The 19,969-nt window shown below is 68.1% G+C and carries 19 protein-coding genes; 16 read left to right on the top strand and 3 right to left on the bottom strand.

Translation table 11 applies throughout. The features are described from left to right. Positions 1-154: 154 nt before the first annotated feature. Positions 155-1,522, top strand: a complete 1,368-nt coding sequence (locus P1J78_RS07145; RefSeq protein WP_275566644.1) for a class II 3-deoxy-7-phosphoheptulonate synthase — start codon at positions 155-157, stop codon at positions 1,520-1,522. Positions 1,523-1,628: 106 nt separating this feature from the next. On the opposite strand, the gene P1J78_RS07140 is transcribed toward P1J78_RS07145, so the two are convergent. Then, positions 1,629-2,309 carry a PAS domain-containing protein gene (locus P1J78_RS07140; RefSeq protein WP_275566643.1) on the bottom strand — a complete coding sequence of 227 codons (681 nt, stop codon included), beginning with the start codon at positions 2,307-2,309 and terminating at the stop codon, positions 1,629-1,631. A gap of 211 nt (positions 2,310-2,520) precedes the next feature. On the opposite strand from P1J78_RS07140, the gene P1J78_RS07135 reads away from it, so the two are divergent. The 12 genes from P1J78_RS07135 (at position 2,521) to P1J78_RS07080 (ending at position 14,620) form a co-directional block, all read left to right on the top strand. After that, the gene (locus P1J78_RS07135; protein WP_275566642.1) at positions 2,521-3,399 is read left to right on the top strand and encodes a YicC/YloC family endoribonuclease; all 879 of its coding nucleotides are present in this window, start codon (positions 2,521-2,523) and stop codon (positions 3,397-3,399) included. Between the two features lie 3 nt (positions 3,400-3,402). Then, a complete protein-coding gene (gmk, locus tag P1J78_RS07130) occupies positions 3,403-4,044 on the top strand; it encodes a guanylate kinase (protein WP_275566641.1) in 642 nt (213 codons plus the stop codon). Then, positions 4,041-4,568: a gamma carbonic anhydrase family protein gene (locus P1J78_RS07125; RefSeq protein WP_275566640.1), complete on the top strand. Its 528-nt coding sequence runs from the start codon at positions 4,041-4,043 to the stop codon at positions 4,566-4,568. The genes gmk and P1J78_RS07125 overlap by 4 nt, the downstream gene beginning before the upstream one ends. An 85-nt stretch (positions 4,569-4,653) precedes the next feature. Next, positions 4,654-5,835, top strand: coding sequence for a trans-sulfuration enzyme family protein (locus P1J78_RS07120; protein ID WP_275566639.1), 1,182 nt, complete (start codon positions 4,654-4,656; stop codon positions 5,833-5,835). Beyond that, positions 5,832-6,854 carry an ATP-binding protein gene (locus P1J78_RS07115; protein ID WP_275566638.1) on the top strand — a complete coding sequence of 341 codons (1,023 nt, stop codon included), beginning with the start codon at positions 5,832-5,834 and terminating at the stop codon, positions 6,852-6,854. The genes P1J78_RS07120 and P1J78_RS07115 overlap by 4 nt, the downstream gene beginning before the upstream one ends. A gap of 306 nt (positions 6,855-7,160) precedes the next feature. Continuing rightward, on the top strand, positions 7,161-8,210 hold the full coding sequence (locus P1J78_RS07110; RefSeq protein WP_275566637.1) for a PstS family phosphate ABC transporter substrate-binding protein: 1,050 nt from the start codon (positions 7,161-7,163) through the stop codon (positions 8,208-8,210). Between the two features lie 88 nt (positions 8,211-8,298). Next, a complete protein-coding gene (gene pstC / locus P1J78_RS07105; protein ID WP_275566636.1) occupies positions 8,299-9,771 on the top strand; it encodes a phosphate ABC transporter permease subunit PstC in 1,473 nt (490 codons plus the stop codon). Then, on the top strand, positions 9,768-11,111 hold the full coding sequence (gene pstA / locus P1J78_RS07100) for a phosphate ABC transporter permease PstA (protein WP_275566635.1): 1,344 nt from the start codon (positions 9,768-9,770) through the stop codon (positions 11,109-11,111). The genes pstC and pstA overlap by 4 nt, the downstream gene beginning before the upstream one ends. A gap of 57 nt (positions 11,112-11,168) precedes the next feature. Next, positions 11,169-11,936 (top strand): phosphate ABC transporter ATP-binding protein PstB, encoded by a 768-nt coding sequence (gene pstB / locus P1J78_RS07095; protein ID WP_374213202.1) that lies wholly within the window; start codon positions 11,169-11,171, stop codon positions 11,934-11,936. Between the two features lie 5 nt (positions 11,937-11,941). Continuing rightward, entirely contained in the window at positions 11,942-12,658 is a 717-nt protein-coding gene (gene phoU, locus P1J78_RS07090; protein WP_275566706.1) for a phosphate signaling complex protein PhoU, read from the top strand. Then, positions 12,658-13,347, top strand: a complete 690-nt coding sequence (phoB, locus tag P1J78_RS07085; RefSeq protein ID WP_275566634.1) for a phosphate regulon transcriptional regulator PhoB — start codon at positions 12,658-12,660, stop codon at positions 13,345-13,347. The genes phoU and phoB overlap by 1 nt, the downstream gene beginning before the upstream one ends. 469 nt (positions 13,348-13,816) lie before the next feature. After that, positions 13,817-14,620, top strand: coding sequence for a helix-turn-helix transcriptional regulator (locus tag P1J78_RS07080; protein WP_309568109.1), 804 nt, complete (start codon positions 13,817-13,819; stop codon positions 14,618-14,620). A 485-nt stretch (positions 14,621-15,105) separates the two neighbouring features. Here P1J78_RS07080 and tsf read toward each other — a convergent pair whose 3' ends face one another. Both tsf and rpsB read right to left on the bottom strand, forming a co-directional pair. Then, a complete protein-coding gene (tsf, locus tag P1J78_RS07075) occupies positions 15,106-15,981 on the bottom strand; it encodes a translation elongation factor Ts (RefSeq protein ID WP_275566633.1) in 876 nt (291 codons plus the stop codon). Positions 15,982-16,062: 81 nt separating this feature from the next. Further along, complete coding sequence (rpsB, locus tag P1J78_RS07070; protein ID WP_275566632.1) at positions 16,063-16,914, bottom strand: 30S ribosomal protein S2; 852 nt, start codon at positions 16,912-16,914, stop codon at positions 16,063-16,065. Between the two features lie 242 nt (positions 16,915-17,156). On the opposite strand from rpsB, the gene P1J78_RS07065 reads away from it, so the two are divergent. The 3 genes from P1J78_RS07065 (at position 17,157) to P1J78_RS07055 (ending at position 19,798) form a co-directional block, all read left to right on the top strand. Continuing rightward, positions 17,157-18,050 carry a PfkB family carbohydrate kinase gene (locus P1J78_RS07065; RefSeq protein ID WP_275566631.1) on the top strand — a complete coding sequence of 298 codons (894 nt, stop codon included), beginning with the start codon at positions 17,157-17,159 and terminating at the stop codon, positions 18,048-18,050. Continuing rightward, positions 18,047-18,961, top strand: a complete 915-nt coding sequence (locus tag P1J78_RS07060) for a pseudouridine-5'-phosphate glycosidase (protein WP_275566630.1) — start codon at positions 18,047-18,049, stop codon at positions 18,959-18,961. Before P1J78_RS07065 ends, P1J78_RS07060 begins: the two co-directional genes overlap by 4 nt. Before the next feature lie 84 nt (positions 18,962-19,045). After that, complete coding sequence (locus P1J78_RS07055) at positions 19,046-19,798, top strand: DUF502 domain-containing protein (RefSeq protein WP_275566629.1); 753 nt, start codon at positions 19,046-19,048, stop codon at positions 19,796-19,798. Positions 19,799-19,969 lie beyond the last annotated feature (171 nt).

Below are 19,969 nucleotides of genomic sequence, written 5' to 3'. Positions count from 1 at the left end.
TGACGACGGAAACAGCTTTACGCGCGGGGCGCAAGACGCAGGATGCGCAGAAATCCACCGGCTGCCTCCGAAAAAGGCGACATTACCCGGTTTCCCCGCCGTCGGCGAGCGCCTATACGGGGGCACCCTGAAAAGGCATCTGTTGGAGGATGAGATGAGCAAGTGGGACAAGTCTGGATGGCGCAGCAAGCCGCGGGTCCAGATGCCCGACTATACGGATGAGGCCGCGCTGCACGCCGTCGAGGCGCAGCTCGCGAAATATCCGCCGCTCGTCTTTGCCGGAGAATGCCGCCGTATGCGCGAGAAGCTGGCCGCGGTCTCGCGCGGCGAGGCGTTTCTCCTGCAAGGCGGCGACTGCGCCGAGAGCTTCAACGAGTTCTCGGCCGACAACATTCGCGACACCTTCAAGGTGTTGCTCCAGATGGCGATGGTGCTGACCTTCGGCGCCAAGGTGCCGGTGGTCAAGGTGGGCCGCATGGCCGGCCAGTTCGCCAAGCCCCGCTCGGCGCCGACCGAGACGGTGGGCGGCGTGGAGCTGCCGAGCTATCGCGGCGACATCATCAACGAGATCGACTTCACCCCCGAGGCGCGGATCCCGAACCCGCAGAACATGCTGCGCGCCTACACCCAGGCGGCGGCGACGCTGAACCTGCTGCGGGCGTTCTCGACCGGCGGCTTCGCCGACGTCCATCGCGTACATGCCTGGAACCTCGCCTTCACCGAGACCGACGAGGCCGAGCGCTATCGCGATCTCGCCAACCGGCTGCAGGACGCGCTGGACTTCATGACGGCGGCGGGGGTCTCGGACACCACCAACCGCGACATGTCGACGGTCGAATTCTTCACCAGCCACGAGGCGCTGCTGCTGGAATACGAAGAGGCGCTGTGCCGGGTGGATTCCACCTCGGGCGCGCAGATCGCGGGCTCGGGCCACATGATCTGGATCGGCGACCGCACGCGGCAGCCGGACGGCGCGCATGTGGAATTCGCCCGCGGCGTGCAAAACCCGATCGGCTTGAAATGCGGCCCCACGACCACGGCCGAGGATCTCAAGATCCTGATGGAAAAGCTGAACCCCGACAACGAGGCGGGCCGGCTGACCCTGATCGCGCGTTTCGGCGCCGGCACCGTGGGCGACCACCTGCCGCGGCTGATCAAGACGGTTCAGGAGGAAGGCGCCAACGTCGTCTGGTCCTGCGACCCGATGCACGGCAACACGATCAAGTCGGCCTCGGGCTACAAGACCCGGCCCTTCGACAGCGTGCTGCGCGAGGTGACGGAGTTCTTCGACATCCACAATGCCGAGGGCACGGTGCCCGGCGGCGTGCATTTCGAGATGACCGGCCAGGACGTGACCGAATGCACCGGCGGCGTGCATTCGGTGACCGACGAGACCCTGTCGGACCGCTACCACACCGCCTGCGACCCGCGGCTGAACGCCACGCAGTCGCTGGAGCTGGCCTTCCTGATCGCCGAAGAGCTGATCGAGCGGCGCGCGCCCCGGCAGGCCGCGGCGGAGTGACGGAGATCGCGCCAAACGGCGCGGCGTGAGACGAAAGGCGCCCCGAAGGCCGGTCCTTCGGGGCGTCGTTCTGTCCGGGTCTTGATCCGCGGCCGCTCGGGCCCGGTCACGGGTCGTCCGCCTCCGACCCGTCCGATGGCACCAGCCGCAGATGCGGCCGCCGCTCCGCCGGCGTGAACCCCGCGGCCTCCTCGGCAAAGCCGCCCTGCGGCGCGTCCCCGCGCGAGCGGGGCGCCGCGTCCGGCCGATCCTCCGGCCGGGCGCCCGCCGTCTCGACGATGCGCCGCATCTCCACCTGCTCCACCGCGAAGCGCCGCGGCGCCCGGCCGATCTCGCCATGGCTCTCCAGGCAGGCCAGAACCCGCGGCGCCCCGGTCCCGGCCCGGTTCGCCAGCGGCGCCATGTACAGCCGCGCCGCCAGGGCCGGGCGGCCGATGCCGCGCTCGCCGGACAGGGTGATGTCGGCGATCTGCGGTGTCGTCACCACGGCCTCCAGCGCCGACTGGATGCGCGCGCGCGACTCCGGCAGGAAGAACGCCGTAAGCGGCATGCCCCGCACTTCCATCCCCAAAAGGTCGCGCAGATGCGTCCCCGATATCCGCACGCGCCCGATGCCCGGCGCCACATGTTCCATCAGGAACGCGAATTCCAGCGCCGTATCCAGCCCGCGCGGATCGACCTCGGCGCGGTCCGGCATCGCCCGCCCGGCGCGCAGCGCGTCCCAGTAGGCGTCGACCCGGGCGATGGCCGGGTAGCTCAACGGGATCGGCTTTCCGAACAAGGACACCACGTTTTCACCCCCGACATCGTGCCCGGATTCACGCCCCGCATACAGACGCTCCATCTTACCACCCCCGCCGGCGGGGCGCCGCGTTGCCGCGACCCGGCCGGTCTGTTAACCGATAGGTCGGATTCCTTACTCTTTCCTTAATCTGCCACGAATTGAGGCGAAATGGAGGCGAGATCTTAGCGAATGGTTAATCCCGATGGTTAAATCCATGACCGGTTTCGCCGCGCTCAAGGGGGCCGGTGCGGGCTTTTCCTGGGCCTGGGACATGCGGGCGGTGAATGCGCGGGGGCTCGACGTGCGGGTGCGGGTTCCGGACTGGGTCGAGGGGCTGGACCAGCCGGTGCGCGCCGCCGTCGCGGGTGTCGCGGCGCGCGGCAATGTGACCGTGGGGCTGCGGCTGACGCGCGACGAAGGCGCCGGGGGCGACCGCATCGACCGCGCCGCGCTGGCGCGGGTGCTGGAGCAGCTGGGCGCGGTCGATGCGGCCGCGGCCGAGGCCGGCGTGACGCTCGCCCGGCCCACCACGGCCGAGGTGCTGGCGACCCGCGGCGTGCTAGTCAGCGACGCGGGCGAGACCGACCTGGAGCCGCTGACCCGGGCGCTGACCGCGGATCTGCCGAAGCTGGTAGAGGCCTTCGACGCGATGCGCCGCAGCGAGGGCGAGAGCCTGAAATCGGTGATCGGGGGACAGCTCGACCGGATCGAGGCACTGACCGCCGAGGCCGCCCGGCTGGCCGAGGCGCGCCGCGACGAGATGGCCGCGAAACTGCGCGACCAGCTCGCCCGCGTGCTCGACAACGCCGAGGGCGCCGATGCGGACCGCGTCGCACAGGAGCTTGCCCTGATCGCCGTGAAATCCGACGTGACCGAAGAGATCGATCGCCTGAACGCGCACGTGAAGGCCGCCCGCGATCTCCTTGAAACCGCAGGCGCAATCGGCCGCAAGCTCGACTTTCTCAGCCAGGAGTTCAACCGAGAGGCCAACACGCTGTGCTCCAAGGCGCAGTCCAGCGAGTTGACCCGCGTCGGGCTTGACCTCAAGGCGACCATAGATCAGATGCGCGAGCAAGTTCAGAACGTGGAGTGACATATGGCCGAGCGGCGCGGGCTTCTGATCATCCTGTCCTCGCCGTCGGGCGCGGGCAAGTCCACGCTGGCCCGCCGGCTTCGCGACTGGGATCCGACGATCCGCTTTTCGGTCTCCGCCACCACCCGGCCGCCGCGGACGGGCGAGGTGGACGGCACCGATTACGTCTTCACCGACGAGCCCGGCTTCAAGCGCATGGTCGCCGAGGGCGGGATGCTGGAACACGCGCATGTCTTCGGCAACTTCTACGGCTCGCCCAAGGGGCCGGTGGAACAGGCGATCTCGGACGGCATCGACGTGCTGTTCGACATCGACTGGCAGGGGGCGCAGCAGATCCGCAACTCCGATCTGCAGGACAACGTGCTGTCGATCTTCCTGCTGCCGCCGTCGATCGACGAGCTGCACCGCCGGCTGGTGGAGCGGGCCCAGGACGATCCCGACACGGTCGCCCGCCGGATGCAGCGCAGCTGGGACGAGATCAGCCACTGGGACAGCTATGACTATGTCCTGATCAACGACGATCTGGACCGGACGGAAGCGGCGCTGCGCACCATCGTGACGGCGGAACGGCTGCGCCGCCCGCGCCAGCCGGGCCTGACCGCCGTGGTCCGCCGCCTGCAACGTGAATTCGAGGAAACCGCATGACACTCTACGCATTGGGAGAGCTGGAACCACAACTGCCCGAGGACGGCGACTACTGGATCGCGCCGGATGCCAACGTGATCGGGCAGGTGATCCTGCACACGGGCGCCTCGGTCTGGTTCGGCGCGACGTTGCGCGGCGACAACGAGCCGATCACCGTCGGCGCCGGCTCGAACGTGCAGGAGAACACTGTCATGCACACCGATCCCGGCTATCCCCTGACGATCGGCGCCGATTGCACCATCGGGCACAAGGCGATGCTGCACGGCTGCACCATCGGCGACGGCGCGCTGATCGGCATGGGGGCCACGGTGCTGAACGGCGCGCGGATCGGTGCGGGCTGCCTGATCGGGGCGGGCGCCCTGATCACCGAGGGCAAGGAGATCCCGCCCCGCTCGCTGGTGATGGGCGCGCCGGGCAAGCTCGTGCGCGAGTTGGACGACGCGGCCGCGGCGGGCCTTCTGGCCTCGGCCGCGCATTACCGCGAGCGGATGCGCCGGTTCCGCGCCGAGCTTCGCGCGCTATAGCCGTTTTCTTTGCAAGAAAACGGATCGGATCGTTAGAAACGATCCGTCACGGAATATTCGGAATATTCCGGCAACAGGAGACGCCATGAAAGCCTCGAAATCCATCGTGCGCCGGACCCGCTGGCCCGACAGCGCGGGCGCCCCGCTGGTGACGCCGCTGCAGCCCTCCGTCGTCTACGCCTCGTCCAGCCCCGACGCGCTCGACGCGCAGTACGACGGCACCGCGCCGGGCTATACCTATGCCCGCGAGGGGCACCCGAATGCCGATGTCCTGGCCCGGAAGATCGACGCGCTCGAAGGCGCCGAGGCGGGGCTCGTCACCGGCAGCGGCATGGCGGCGGTCACGGCGGTGCTCTACGGGCTGCCGGGGCAGGGGGATCACGTGCTGGCCGGCAACCAGCTTTACGGCCGCTCCATGCGGATGCTGCGCGAGGAGCTGCCGCGGATGGGCATCGCCACCGACATGGCCGACCCGACCGACGCCGCGGCGATGGCGGCGGCGCTGCGCCCCGAGACCAGGCTGATCCTGCTGGAGGTCGTCTCCAACCCGACGCTGCGCGTCTCCGACATCGCCGGCATCGCGGCGCTGGCGCGCGAACGCGGCATCCTGCTGGCCGTCGACAACACCTTCACCACGCCGCGCGGCCTGCGGCCGTTCGACCACGACGCCGATATCGTGATCCACTCCGTCACCAAGCTGCTCGCCGGCCATTCCGACGCGACGCTGGGCTATGTCGCGGCGCGCGACCCCGAGCACCGCAAGCGCCTCTACGAGACCGCCGTCACGCTGGGCCTGACCCCCAGCCCGTTCGACTGCTGGCTGGCCGAACGCGGGCTGCAGTCCTTCGAGCTGCGCTACGACCGGGCCGAGGCGAATGCCCGCGCGCTCGCCGACGCGCTGGCCGACACGCCCGGTGTCCGGCGCGTCCTCTACCCGACGCGCCCCGACCATCCCGATCACGACCGGGCCGTTTCCCTGCTGGGGGACCGGGGCGGCCCCATGGTCTGCTTCGAGATCGACGGCGGCCGCGCCGCCGCCAACGCGCTGGTCGAGGCCGCGCCCGACATCGCCTTCGCCCCCACGCTGGGCGATATCGGCACCACGCTGAGCCACCCCGCCAGTTCCTCGCACCGGGGGCTGGCGCCGGAGACCCGCGCCGCGCTGGGGATGACCGAGGGGGTCTTCCGGGTCTCGCTGGGCATCGAGGATGCCGATCTGCTGATCTCCGAGTTCCGTGCCGCCATCGCCGCGGCCACCGCCGGATGACCGGGCCGTCGCTCGCCTCGGTCCTCGCGGCGGTGCCGATGCCGCTGGTGCTGATCGGCGCGGACGAGCGGGTGATCGCGGCGAACGCGGCGGCCGGGCAGCTCTTCGGCACGGCGGCCGAGGGCTTTCACTATATCACCGTCCTGCGCCAGCCGGTCCTGCTCGACATCGTCGAGGCGGCGCTGAAGACCGGCCGGCGCCGCGAGGCGCCGTTCCTGACCCGCGACGGCGAGCGCGACGTGACCTTCAACGCCGTGGCCGTGCCCGCCAACGGCCGGGCCGTCATGCTGAGTCTGGAGGATATCAGCCACGTGCAGGCCGCCGGCGAGATGCGCCGCGACTTCGTCGCCAATGTCAGCCACGAGCTGCGCACGCCGCTGACCGCGCTGATCGGCTTCATCGAGACGCTGCAGGGCCCCGCGCGCGGCGACCCGGACGCCCAGGCGCGGTTCCTGGAGATCATGGAGCGCGAAGCCGGCCGCATGAGCCGGCTGATCGAGGATCTGCTGTCGCTGTCCCGCGTCGAAAGCCAGGAGCGCGTGCGCCCGACCGAGCGGGTGGACGTGGCGAACCTGGTGACCTCGGCCTCGATGACGCTGGGCGCCTTCGCGCAGGAAAGCGACACCGAGCTCGTCGTGCGGGGCAACGAGGACGGGATGGAGGTGATCGGCGATCCCGATCAGCTTCTGCAGGTCTTCACCAACCTCATCGAGAACGGCATCAAGTACGGCGGCGGCACGGTCACGGTCACGCTGGAGCGGCAGGAGCGCGACCCGGCGCTGCGCGGCCCGGCGCTGCGCGTCGAGGTGGCCGATAACGGCGAAGGGATCGACCCGCTGCACATCCCGCGGCTGACCGAGCGGTTCTACCGCATCGACAGCCACCGCTCGCGCGAGATGGGGGGGACGGGGCTGGGCCTCGCCATCGTCAAGCATATCGTGAACCGGCACCGCGGGCGGCTGCGAATCGAAAGCCAGAAGGGGCAGGGGAGCCGCTTCAGCGTGGTGCTGCCCGCCTGAGCGCCGGGGCCGACCGATTCTTCCAAGAGCGTGCCCGCGGCGCGACGGCCCGCGCGGCCGGGGCTCACCCCACGTCAGTACATGGGAATAAACGGCCTGCCGGCCGCGGCCGCGCGGCGCGCGAGCCCGTTTTTCCAGCCATTTCAAGGCGTGGCGCGATTGCCCGGACGCCTGACCCGCAGGCCCCTGTCGACTGTCATAAAACCGTTACGCACCTGTCACAAAAGGGTTGGGCGGGGCTTGTTAGGAGCCGCGGACAAGGGGGGAAAAGAGGGAAGCCCCCCGGCAACCAATCAGGAGCTATACATGTCCTTTGCGAAAATGACCGCCTCGACGCTGGCGATCGCTGCCGTCTCCGCGTCGGCCGCCGTTGCGCAGTCCCGCGACAACGTGCAGGTCGCCGGCTCGTCGACGGTGCTGCCCTATGCGTCGATCGTCGCCGAAGTGTTCGGCGATAACACCGATTTCCCGACCCCGGTGGTGGAATCGGGCGGCTCCTCGGCCGGCCTGAAGCGCTTCTGCGAAGGCGTGGGCGAAAACACCATCGACGTCGCGAACGCCTCGCGCGCCATCCGCCCGTCGGAAGTCGAGACCTGCGCCGCCAACGGCGTCGAGGACATCATCGAGGTCCGCATCGGCTATGACGGCATCGTCTTCGCCAGCCAGCAGGACGGCCCGGCGTTCAACGCCTTCGAGCCGGCCGACATCTACCAGGCGCTGGCCGGTCAGCTGATCGTCGACGGCGAACTGGTCGACAACCCGAACGAGACCTGGGCCGACGTGAACGCCGACCTGCCGGACGTCGAGATCGCCGCCTTCATCCCGGGCACCAAGCACGGCACCCGCGAAGTCTTCGAAGAGAAGGTCCTGCTGGTGGGCTGCGAGAATACCGGCGCCTTCGAGGCGATGGTCGAGATGGGCATGTCCGAGGACGACGCCGAAGGCGCCTGCATCGACGTGCGCACCGACGGCAAATCGGTCGACATCGACGGCGACTACACCGAGACCCTGGCGCGGATCGACTCCAACCCCGAGGGCATCGGCGTGTTCGGCCTGGCGTTCTACGAGAACAACACCGACAAGCTGAAGGTCGCCACCATCTCCGGCGTCGCGCCGTCCACCGAGACCATCTCGTCGGGCGAGTACCCGGTGTCGCGCCCGCTCTACTTCTACGTCAAGAAGGCCCATATCGGCGTGATCCCCGGCCTGAAGGAATACGCGATGTTCTTCGTCTCCGACGAGGTCGCCGGCCCGGGCGGCCCGCTGTCCAACTACGGCCTGGTTCCCGACCCGGAACTGGCCGCGACCCAGGACAAGGTCGCCAACGAAGTGACCATGAGCGAAGAGTCCATGTAATCAGGCCCCGGCTTGACACAGGGAGGCGGCCGGTTCAGGCCGCCTCTGCATTTCCAAGCGAAAGACGCATAGCCCGGGGGAAGCGCTCATGCCCGTCTTATGGATCGTCCTGATCGTCCTCGCCCTTGCGGCCGTCGGCTACGTGCTGGGCCGGCAGCGGGCGCTGGCGAGCGCGGATGGCAACAGCCGCAAGCTGCACTCGCTGCCCAGCTTCTACGGGACCAGCGTGGCCATCTTCACGATGGTGTTCTCCTTCGCGGCGCTGATCGTCTGGATGATCGTTCAGCCCATCGTGGTCGAGAACCGCGTCGCCGCGACCATCTCGCCCGAAACGATCCCCGAGGGCCGGACCATCGGGTTGATGATGTCGGATGTCCGCCGCGTCGCCGACGGGCTCGACCAGGCCGTCGCGCAGGGCGCGATGAGTGCCGACCAGGCGACAAGCATCCGCACCGAGTTCACCGACGTCCGCGAGCGCCTGGGCCAGATCGGCGTCGCGCTCGGCTCCGACGTGGGGCCGGCGGTCCTGCACGCCGCACAGCGCTACCGGGCGATGTCGGCGACCGGCGACCTGGCGATGACCGTCGTCGTGCTGGGCCTCGCGCTGGCGGGCTTCGCCGTTGCCTACAGCCGCACCCATAGGGATTTCCGCGCCCGCAACGTGGTCGAGCGCACGATCCGCTACATCCTGATCTTCGCCGCCTCGATCGCGGTGCTCACGACCGTCGGCATCGTCCTGTCGCTGATCTTCAACACCATCGAGTTCTTCCGGCTCTACCCGGCCTGGGAGTTCTTCTTCGGCACCACCTGGGCGCCCAGCTTCTCGGGCCGGGGCGGGGGCTCGGAACTCGGCATCGTGCCGCTCCTATGGGGCACCTTCTACATCTCGCTGATCGCGCTGCTGGTCGCGGTGCCTATCGGGCTCTTTGCCGCGATCTACCTGTCGGAATACGCCTCGCCCAAGGTGCGCTCCATCGCCAAGCCGATGATCGAGGTGCTGGCCGGCATTCCCACCATCGTCTACGGCCTCTTCGCGCTGCTGACCGTCGGTCCGCTCCTGCTCTCCGTGTTCGGCGATGACGGGCTGGGCTGGATGCAGGCGGGCACGGCGGTGATGACCGCGGGGCTCGTCATGGGCGTCATGCTGATCCCGTTCGTGTCCTCGCTCAGCGACGACATCATCAACGCGGTGCCGCAGGCGATGCGCGACGGCTCGCTGGGCCTGGGCGCCACGCATAGCGAAACGGTGCGCCAGGTGGTGCTGCCGGCCGCGCTGCCCGGCATCGTCGGTGCCATCCTTCTGGCCGCCAGCCGCGCCATCGGCGAGACGATGATCGTGGTGCTCGGGGCAGGGGCCGCGGCCCGCCTGTCGCTGAACCCGTTCGAGGCGATGACCACCGTGACCGCCAAGATCGTCAGCCAGCTGACCGGCGACTCCGACTTCGGCTCGCCCGAGGCGCTGGTCGCCTTCGCCCTGGGCATGACGCTGTTCGTCATCACGCTGATGCTCAACATCCTCGCGCTCTACATCGTGCGCAAATACCGGGAGCAGTACGAATGACCGACGCGACCGCATCGACCCCCGCCGCGCCCGCGTCGGGCCGCCGGCAGTCCATCTCGCTGTTCCGGCAGGACGCGCATACCAAGCGCCGCAACGCCGCCGAGACCCGGTTCAAGGCCTACGGCCTGACGGCGGTTCTGGTCGGGCTGTTCTTCCTGATCGTGCTGTTCGGCTCGATCATCTCGAACGGCCTGCCGGCCTTCACCCGGACGGTCGTCGAGCTCGAGCTTACCCTGACGCAGGAGCAGTACGAGGAGGCCGAGAGCAAACTGCTGAAGACCGGCGCCTACCGGGACTTCTTCATCGCGGCCTTCGACCGCGAGCTGGAGGAGCGCGGCGTCGAGGTCGAATACGACGCCGCCGCGCTGGAGCGCATCCTCGGCAAGATCGGCGGCAACCTGCGCGAGTTCTACACCGCCAACGAGGATCGGCTGGGCCAGCCGGTCGATTTCGAACTGTCGACCTCGTCGCGGATCGACGGCTACTTCAACGGCCGGCTCAAGCGCGAGGACGTGCGCGACAGCCGCTTTCTGATGAGCACCGACCTCGACCTCGCCGACGAGCTTTACGCGGCCGGCATCATGAAGAGCGACTTCAACTGGAACTTCATCACCGGCGCCGATTCCGGCGTGGACAACCCGGGCGGGGCAGGGATCGGCGCCTCGGTGGTCGGTTCGTTCTTCATGATGATCGTGGTGCTGGTGCTGTCGCTGCCGATCGGCGTCGCCGCCTCGATCTACCTGGAGGAATTCGCGCCCAAGAACCGCTGGACCGACCTGATCGAGGTGAACATCTCGAACCTCGCGGCCGTGCCCTCCATCGTCTTCGGCATCCTCGGGCTTGCCGTCTTCATCCAGTTCGCCGGCCTGCCGCAATCGGCGCCGCTCGTGGGCGGGCTGGTGCTGACGCTGATGACCCTGCCGACGATCATCATCTCGACCCGCGCCTCGCTGAAATCGGTGCCGCCGTCGATCCGCGACGCGGCGCTGGGGGTCGGGGCCTCGAAGATGCAGGCGGTGTTCCACCACGTCCTGCCGCTCGCGATGCCCGGCATCCTGACCGGCACCATCATCGGCCTGGCGCAGGCGCTCGGCGAGACCGCGCCGCTGCTCCTGATCGGCATGGTCGGCTTCGTGGCGCGCGGCTACCCCGACGGCTTCGTGTCGGGCTTCACCGAGGCGAACTCGGCCATGCCGGCCCAGATCTACACCTGGGCGGCGCGCGCCGATGCGAGCTTTTACGAGAAAGCCTGGGGCGGTATCATCATCCTGCTCCTGTTCCTGATGACGATGAACATCATCGCCATCGTACTGCGCCGCCGCTTCGAGCGTCGCTGGTAAGGAGATCCGCGAATGAACATGACAGATATGCCCGCGACCGCAGAGACCGTGACCACGATGACCAGCCCCAAGAGCAAGATCACCGCGAAGAACGTGGAGGTCTTCTACGGCGACACTCACGCCATCAAGGACGTGGACGTCGAGATCGAGGACCGCAACGTCACCGCGTTCATCGGGCCGTCGGGCTGCGGCAAGTCGACCTTCCTGCGCTGTCTCAACCGGATGAACGACACCATCGACATCTGCCGCGTCGAGGGCAGGATCGAGATCGACGGCGAGGACATCTACGACAAGAAGGTCGACCCGGTGCAACTGCGCGCCAAGGTCGGCATGGTGTTCCAGAAGCCGAACCCGTTCCCCAAGTCGATCTACGACAACATCGCCTACGGCCCGCGCATCCACGGCCTTGCCAGGTCCAAGCGCGACCTCGACGACATCGTCGAAAAATCCTTGCGCCGCGGGGCGATATGGGACGAAGTTAAGGACCGGCTTCAAGAGCCCGGCACCGGCCTGTCCGGCGGCCAGCAGCAGCGGCTCTGCATCGCCCGCGCCATCGCGACCGAACCCGAAGTGCTGCTGATGGACGAACCCTGCTCGGCGCTCGACCCGATCGCCACCGACCAGGTCGAGAACCTGATCGACGAGCTGCGCCAGGACTACTCGGTGGTGATCGTGACCCACTCGATGCAGCAGGCCGCCCGCGTCAGCCAGAAGACGGCGTTCTTCCACCTCGGCAATCTTGTCGAATACGGCGAGACCGACCAGATCTTCACCAACCCCCAGGACCCCAGGACGGAAAGCTACATTTCCGGACGGATCGGATGATCGACATGCACGACAAGCACATTTCCTCCGCCTTCGACCGCGACCTCGAAGCGCTTCAGGCGCTCATCATGAAGATGGGCGGGCTGGTCGAAGCCTCGATCCAGCAGGCCGTGCGCGCCTTTCTCGACCGCGACCTGGACCTGGCCGAGCAGGTGCGCACCACCGACCGCCGCATCGACGCGCTGGAACACGAGGTCAACGAAGAGGCCGCCACCGTCATCGCCAAGCGCAACCCGATGGCGACCGACCTGCGCACCGTGCTGGCCGTCATGAAGATCGCCAACAACCTCGAACGCTGCGGCGACTACACCAAGAACCTCGCCAAGCGCACCACCGCGCTGGCCCATATGCAGCCCGTGGCCGAGGCCGCGCCGGCGATCCGCCGCATGTCGCGCGACATCGAGGCGATGCTGAAGGACGCGCTCGACGCCTTCGCGCAGCGCGACGCCGAACTGGCGGGGCAGGTGATCGAGCGCGACGAGGATGTCGACCAGATGTACAACGCCGTGTTCCGCGAGCTGCTGACGCATATGATGGAAGACCCGCGCAACATCACCGCCGGCATGCACCTGCACTTCATCGCCAAGAACATGGAGCGCATGGGCGACCACGTGACCTCGATCGCCGAGCAGGTGGTCTATCTGGTCACCGGCGAGATGCCCGAGGAACGGCGCCCGAAATCCGACGACACGTCCTTCGTCGAGGGGAACGAGGTGGTCTGATGACAGCGGCACATCCGAAGGTTCTCGTGGTCGAGGACGAACCCTCGCAGCGCGAGGTGCTGGCCTACAACCTGGAGGCGGAAGGCTTCGATGTCGCGCGGGCCGGGACCGGCGACGACGCGCTGCTGCTGGTCGAGGAGGAGGTGCCCGACATCATCCTTTTGGACTGGATGCTGCCCGGCGTGTCCGGCATCGAGATCTGCCGCCGCATCAAGACCCGGCCGCAGACCCGCTCGGTCCCGATCATCATGCTGTCGGCCCGATCCGAAGAGGTCGACCGCGTGCGCGGGCTGGAGACCGGCGCCGACGACTATGTGGTCAAGCCGTTCTCGGTCGTCGAGCTGATGGCCCGGGTCCGCGCGCAACTGCGCCGCACGCGGCCCGCATCGGTGGGGCAGCGGCTGGAATACGACGACATCGCTCTGGACGCCGAGACCCACAAGGTGACCCGCGACGGCCACGAGCTGAAGCTGGGGCCCACGGAATTCCGGCTGCTGACCACCTTCATGGAAAAGCCCGGCCGAGTCTGGTCCCGCGAGCAGCTGCTCGACCGGGTCTGGGGCCGCGACATCTATGTCGACACGCGCACGGTCGATGTCCATATCGGCCGGCTGCGCAAGGCGCTCGGGGTGCATGGCGGCGACGACCCGATCCGCACCGTGCGCGGCGCGGGATACGCACTGGGCTAGCGGACCAGGATCGTAGTTGTGGGGAGGGCGCGTGGACGGCGCGGGGAACCGGCTGGCGGCGTGCGGCCCACCGTGCGGCCACGCAATAATCCGGTAATCGGTATTATGTAAATATTATGCCTGCGAACGCCGGGCGCCAAACCCTTGCACAGGCACGCTTATCTGGTGCGGGTTAACAACGCCCTGACGCGCCGTCCTGTCGCGCGCGCAATCGGCCGCGGGCGGTGATCCACAGACCCCGCGACGCCGTAACGCTAAGAGGAATTCCAAAACCAACTGTCCGGCGGTGAGCCCCCCCGGTTGCGCTCCATGGACAGCTCAACGGTCATTCCGACCCCGAACGCGAAAAACTGAACCGTGAAAACACCGTTAACGTCTCACAAATAAGGGTGATCTGGGTGCGCGTTATCCTAGCGTAAGCACAGTTCGAGCCGCCCGCGAGGGCTGATGAACGAAAGCGGTTGACCGGATGGTAAAACTTATCAAGATTCCACACCGGATGAGGCCCCCGCAATCCCGTGGATTGTCGATGCTTGAGTATGTCGAACGTGTCGTGTCGTCCAGTACGATGGACGAGTTGTGGCAGATGCACTGCGACGTTATGGCGTCCTATGGCTTCACCAGATTGCTCTACGGAATGGCCGCGTCGCGCTCTCGCGCGTCTTTGGGCGCGCGCGACGATTTTCTGATTTTGACAAATATTGGTGGGGGTTACATGGATACCTTCATCAATGACGGGCTCTACATGCACGCGCCGATGGTCCGCTGGGCACGGGAGAATGCCGGCGCCTGCAGCTGGGGCTGGATCGCCGAGAACGCCGATGCCCTGACCCCGCAGGAGCGCGAGGTGGTCGCCTTCAACAGCAAGCACGACATCACCGCCGGCTATTCGATCAGCTTCGTCGAGATCGGCGCCCGCAACATCGCCGCGATCGGGCTGATCCCCGATCCCGGCGTTTCCCAGGCCCGGACCGACGCGATCTGGGAGGAGCACGGCCGCGAACTGATCGCGATGAACAACGTGCTGCACCTCAAGATCCTGACGCTCCCCTACCCCAACACCCGCAAGGCCCTGACGAAGCGCCAGCGCGAGGCGCTGGAATGGGTCGGCGAAGGCAAGACGACCCAGGACATCGGCGTCATCATGGGGCTGACCCCGGCGACGGTGGAGAAACACCTGCGGCTGGCGCGCGAGGCGCTGGATGTCGAGACGACGGCCCAGGCCGTCCTGAAGGCGAGCCTGCAGAATCAGATCTTCCGGATCGAAGGCTGACACGGCGCCCGTCGCGGCCTGACCCCCGAGGCGATCCCGGCCTCGGGCGGACGCTTTGCGGCGCGCCGAATGACATTGGAATCGCTGAAAAAATCGGCGCGCTTTAACAACCTTTCCGGAAAGGTAGGGAATCCCTTACTTTCCTAACGTCAATTATCGGGGCAGTTTGGAACCGTTCCGTGAGTGGTGGCATTAGCCAAGGAACAAGCCGGCCTGACAGCCCTGGCATTTCAGGGATAAGGGTTGGCTCCGGGAAACCGGACCGCCGGTCTGTCTGTGTATAGTCCACAGGCAGGCCCGGCACCAAATAGAGGCACCTCGTCCTCATCCCCATTTGTCTGGGTGCCTTTACTCGAAGACGGTGCAGTCCACGCCCGGGCTGCACCGTTCTTCTTTTCCGGCCGGCGCTTTTCGCGCCGCGGGGCAAGAAAAAACCCCCGGGGACGCCGCCCCGGGGGTTCGGATTCTCGCGATGGCGCGAAGGCTCAGCCCTGCGCCGCCTTGGCGACCTCGGCGGCGAAGTCCTCTTCGACCTTCTCGATCCCCTCGCCGACTTCCAGCCGCACGAAGGCGGTGATCTCGACCCCGGCCTCTTCGGCGGCCTTGGCGACCGTCAGGTCCGGGTTCACCACGAAGGCCTGGCCCATCAGCGTGACTTCCGACAGCCACTTCTTCATGCGGCCGTCAATCATCTTCTCGATGACGGCCTCGGGCTTGCCCGACTCGCGCGCGATCTCGATCTGCACCTGCCGCTCCTTCTCGACGACGGCCGGGTCCAGGTCGGCCTCGGATAGCGAGGCGGGGTTCGCCGCGGCCACATGCATCGCCACCTGGCGGCCGAACGCGGCGTCGTCGCCGGACAGCGCGACCAGAACGCCGATCTTGCCCATCTCGGGCGCGGTGGCGTTGTGGATGTAGGACACCACGGTCTGCCCCTCGACCTTGGCCATCCGGCGCAGGGTCATGTTCTCGCCGATGGTCGCGATCTTGTCGGTCAGCGTGTCGGCCACGGACTTGCCGCCCAGGTCGGCCGCGGCCAGCGCCTCGACGTCGTCGACGGTCAGCGCGGTCTGCGCGATGTCTTTCACCATCGTCTGGAACTCGGCGTTCTTGGCGACGAAGTCGGTCTCCGAGTTCACCTCGACGGCCACGCCGGTGCCGCCCTCGACGGCGACGGCGACGAGGCCCTCGGCGGCGGTGCGGCCGGATTTCTTCGCGGCCTTGGCCAGGCCCTTGGTGCGCAGCCAGTCGACCGCGGCATCCATGTCACCGTCGGTCTCCACCAGCGCCTTCTTGGCGTCCATCATGCCCGCGCCGGTCTTCTCGCGCAGATCCTTCACCTGGGATGCGGTGATTGCCATCTTTCGGCTCCTCTTGAACGAATTCGGGACCGGACGGGGCCCTATCCCCGCCCGGCAAAACTTTCGTGACAGTCGCGGACCTCAGTCCTTGTTTTCCAGCTCGTAGGGCGCGTCCTTGGCGACGGCGTCGTCGTGGACCGCCTCGTCGCTGACCGCGACGGTGTCCTCGGCATTGGCCGGGGTCTCGACGACCTCTTCGGCGGGCGCGTCTTCCAGCGCGCCGACATCGACGCCGGCGGTCTCCAGCTGCGCCGACATCCCGTCGAGCGCCGCCCGCGACGCCAGATCGCAATAAAGCGAGATCGCCCGCGCCGCATCGTCGTTGCCGGGGATGATGTAATCCACGCCCTCGGGCGAGCAGTTGGTGTCCACCACGGCGACGACCGGGATGCCCAGCTTCTTCGCCTCGGCGATGGCCAGGTCTTCCTTGTTCACGTCGATCACGAACAGGAGATCCGGGATGCCGCCCATCTCGCGGATGCCGCCCAGCGAGGCTTCCAGCTTCTCGCGGTCGCGGTCGACGGCCAGACGCTCGCGCTTGGTCAGGCCCTCGGCGCCCGACTCCATCATCTCGTCGATGGACTTCAGCCGGCCGATCGACTGCGACACGGTCTTCCAGTTGGTCAGGGTGCCGCCCAGCCAGCGGTGGTTCATGTAGTACTGCGCGCAGCGCTCGGCCGCCTCGGCCACCGGCTTCTGCGCCTGCCGCTTGGTGCCGACGAACAGGATGCGGCCGCCCTTGGCCACGGTCTCGCGGATGACGTTCAGCGCGGCGTCCAGCATCGGGACGGTCTGCGTCAGGTCGAGGATGTGGATGCCGTTGCGTTCACCGTAGATGAACTCGCCCATCCGCGGGTTCCACCGCTGGGTCTGGTGGCCGAAGTGAACGCCAGCTTCCAGAAGCTGACGCAGAGAGAAATCAGGCAGCGCCATGGTCTATTCCTTTCCGGTTTGCGCCTCGGCGGGGCGTTTCAAGCTCTCGCTCAACCGGCGGACCGTCGCGGGATGTCTCCCCGCACGGCCCAAGCCCCGCCTGTGAAGTCCGCGCGCATTACGCGATCCGCCACCAATGCGCAAGCCCCCAGCTTCTTCTCGTCCCAAATACGCCCGCCGGAGGCATTCGCCGCAGGCGAATTCCCCTTGCCGCCCGCCCTGCCCCTTGCCATCAAGCGCCAATGTCCGCCCCGCCCGACATCCTCTGCATCGGCGCCGTCCTGTGGGACGTGATCGGCCGCGCCACGCGCCACATGAGCCTCGGCAACGACGTGCCCGGCCGCATCACCCGCGTGCCCGGCGGCGTCGCGATGAACATCGCCATGACGCTGCGCCGCTTCGGCCTGACGCCCGCGCTGCTGACCGCCATCGGCCAGGACGCCGAGGGCGACGAGCTGATCGCCGCCTGCGACCGGATGGGCATGGACACGCGCCACGTCTACCGCTCGCTCGACCTGCCCACCGACCGCTACATGGCGGTCGAGGGCGCCAACGGCCTGATCGCCGCCATCGCCGACGCACATTCGCTGGAGGCCGCGGGCGCGCGCATCCTGACGCCGCTGACCGACGGGCCGCTGGGCTCGGCCGCGGCCCCCTACCCCGGCATCGTCGCGCTCGACGGCAACCTGACCGAGGTGCTGCTGGGCGAGATCGCGCAAAACCCCGCCTTCGCCGCCGCCGACCTGCGCATCGCGCCGGCCAGCCCCGGCAAGGCCGAGCGCCTGCTGCCCTTCCTGACCGCGCCGCGCGCCACGCTCTACGTCAATCTCGAAGAGGCCGGGCTGATCTGCGCCGAGCGCTTCGCCGATGCCGAAACCGCCGCCCGCGCGCTGCAGAAGCGCGGCGCCGCCCGGATCCTCGTGACAGACAGCGCCAACCCCGCCGCCGCCGCCGACCCTTCGGGGCTGATCACCGCCACCCCGCCGCAGGTCATGGTCACCCGCGTGACCGGCGCCGGCGACACCTTCATGGCGGCCCATATCGCCGCCGAACGCGACGGCGCCACCGGGGCCGCGGCGCTCGACCGCGCGCTTCAGGCCGCCGCCGCCCATATTTCCGGAGGAGCCGCCGGATGATCGACCTGTCCCTCTCGCCCGAAGCCGCCGCCGCCCGCGCCGACGGCGCGCCGCTGGTGGCGCTCGAATCCACCATCATCACCCACGGCATGCCCTGGCCGCAGAACCTGGAAACCGCCCGCGCGGTCGAGGACGAGGTGCGCGCCGCCGGCGCCGTGCCCGCCACCGTCGCGGTGCTGAACGGCGTGCTGCATGTGGGCCTCGCCCTCGACCAGCTCACCCAGCTGGCGCAGGCCCGCGACGTGGCGAAGCTCTCGCGCGCCGACCTGCCGGTGGCGCTGGCCACCGGCCGCACCGGCGCCACCACCGTCGCCGCCACGATGATCGCCGCCCGCGCCGCCGGCATCGGCGTCTTCGCCACCGGCGGCATCGGCGGCGTCCATGTGGGCGCCGAGCACAGCTTCGACATCTCCGCCGACCTGCAGGAACTGGCCGAAACCCCGGTCACCGTGGTCTGCGCCGGGGCCAAGGCGATCCTCGACATCCCCAAGACGCTGGAGGTGCTGGAGACTCTGGGCGTCCCCGTCATCGCCTATGGCCAGGACGATTTCCCCGCCTTCTGGTCGCGCAGCGCCGGCCTGCCCGCGCCGCTGCGCCTCGACACCGCGCGCGAGATCGCCCTGGCCCAGGCCGCCCGCACCGCGCTCGGGCTGAAAGGCGGCCAGCTCGTCGCCAACCCGATCCCGGCCGAGGCGGAAATCCCGGCCCGCGAGATGCGCGCGGCGATCGACACCGCCAATGCCGAGGCGGCGGCCCGGGGCATCGCCGGCAAGGCCGTCACGCCCTTCCTCCTCGACCGCATCTTCGCGCTGACCGAGGGCCGCTCGCTCGAAGCCAATATCGCCCTGGTGCGCAACAATGCGCGCCTGGCGGCGGCCGTTGCCGAAGAATTGATCAGGTGCACAGACTGATTGCGCAATCTGCGGCAACGGATATTGTGAGGCTCCGGCGGAGAGATTATCTTGCCGTGATGCACATGGTCCCGAACCACTGACATGACCAGACCCGACGACAGCGCGCAGGGCGACAGCGCCCCGCGACCCAAACGGTCGCGCTTCGGCGCGCTCCGCACCTCCTTTTTGACCGGCCTCGTGGTCATCGCCCCCATCGGGCTGACGATCTGGCTGATCTGGACCGCGATCGGCTGGGTGGACGGCTTCGTCCTGCCCTTCGTGCCCAACGCCTACCAGCCCGAGAACGTCATCAACACGGTCTTCGGGATCGAGGCGCCGATCAACGTGCGCGGCCTCGGCGTGGTGGTGTTCTTCGTCTTCACCATCATCGTCGGCTGGCTCGCCAAGGGCATCATCGGCCGGTCGCTGATCAACTGGGGCGAGGGCGTGGTCGACCGGATGCCGGTCGTGCGCTCGATCTATAACGGCCTGAAACAGATCGCCGAGACGGTGTTTTCCCAGGCCGAGAACAACTTCGACAAGGCCTGCCTGGTGCAGTACCCGCGCGAGGGCATCTGGGCCATCGCCTTCATCTCGACCACCGCCAAGGGCGAGATCGACCGCCGGATCCCGCGCGAGGAAAAGCTCATGTCGGTCTTCCTGCCGACCACGCCGAACCCGACGAGCGGGTTCCTGCTCTTCGTGCCGCGCTCGGAGGTGATCGAGCTGGACATGACGGTCGAGGACGCCGCCAAGCTGGTGATCTCCGCGGGCCTCGTCTATCCCAACGGCAAGGTTCCGCCGGTCGAGCCCTCTGCCCTGCCCCCCGAGGAGCGCGAGAAGCTCTCGGCCTGACCGGGCCGCCGTTTGCGACCCGGTGTCCAGGGCGCGGACATGTCCACGCTACACGGCACTGGATTTTCCGTGGGCCATTTCCACCTGCCTCGCGCGGCGGAACGCCGTGCAGCGCCGCCTCTCGGCGATTGCTGTGCAATCGCCTGTCGGCAGGGCATTTCGTTTCGAAAT

This window comes from Psychromarinibacter sediminicola (genome assembly GCF_029168335.1).
Taxonomy (GTDB): domain Bacteria; phylum Pseudomonadota; class Alphaproteobacteria; order Rhodobacterales; family Rhodobacteraceae; genus Psychromarinibacter; species Psychromarinibacter sediminicola.
The sequence above is the reverse complement of the archived record's forward strand: the minus strand, read 5'-3'. Positions and strand labels throughout refer to the sequence as shown.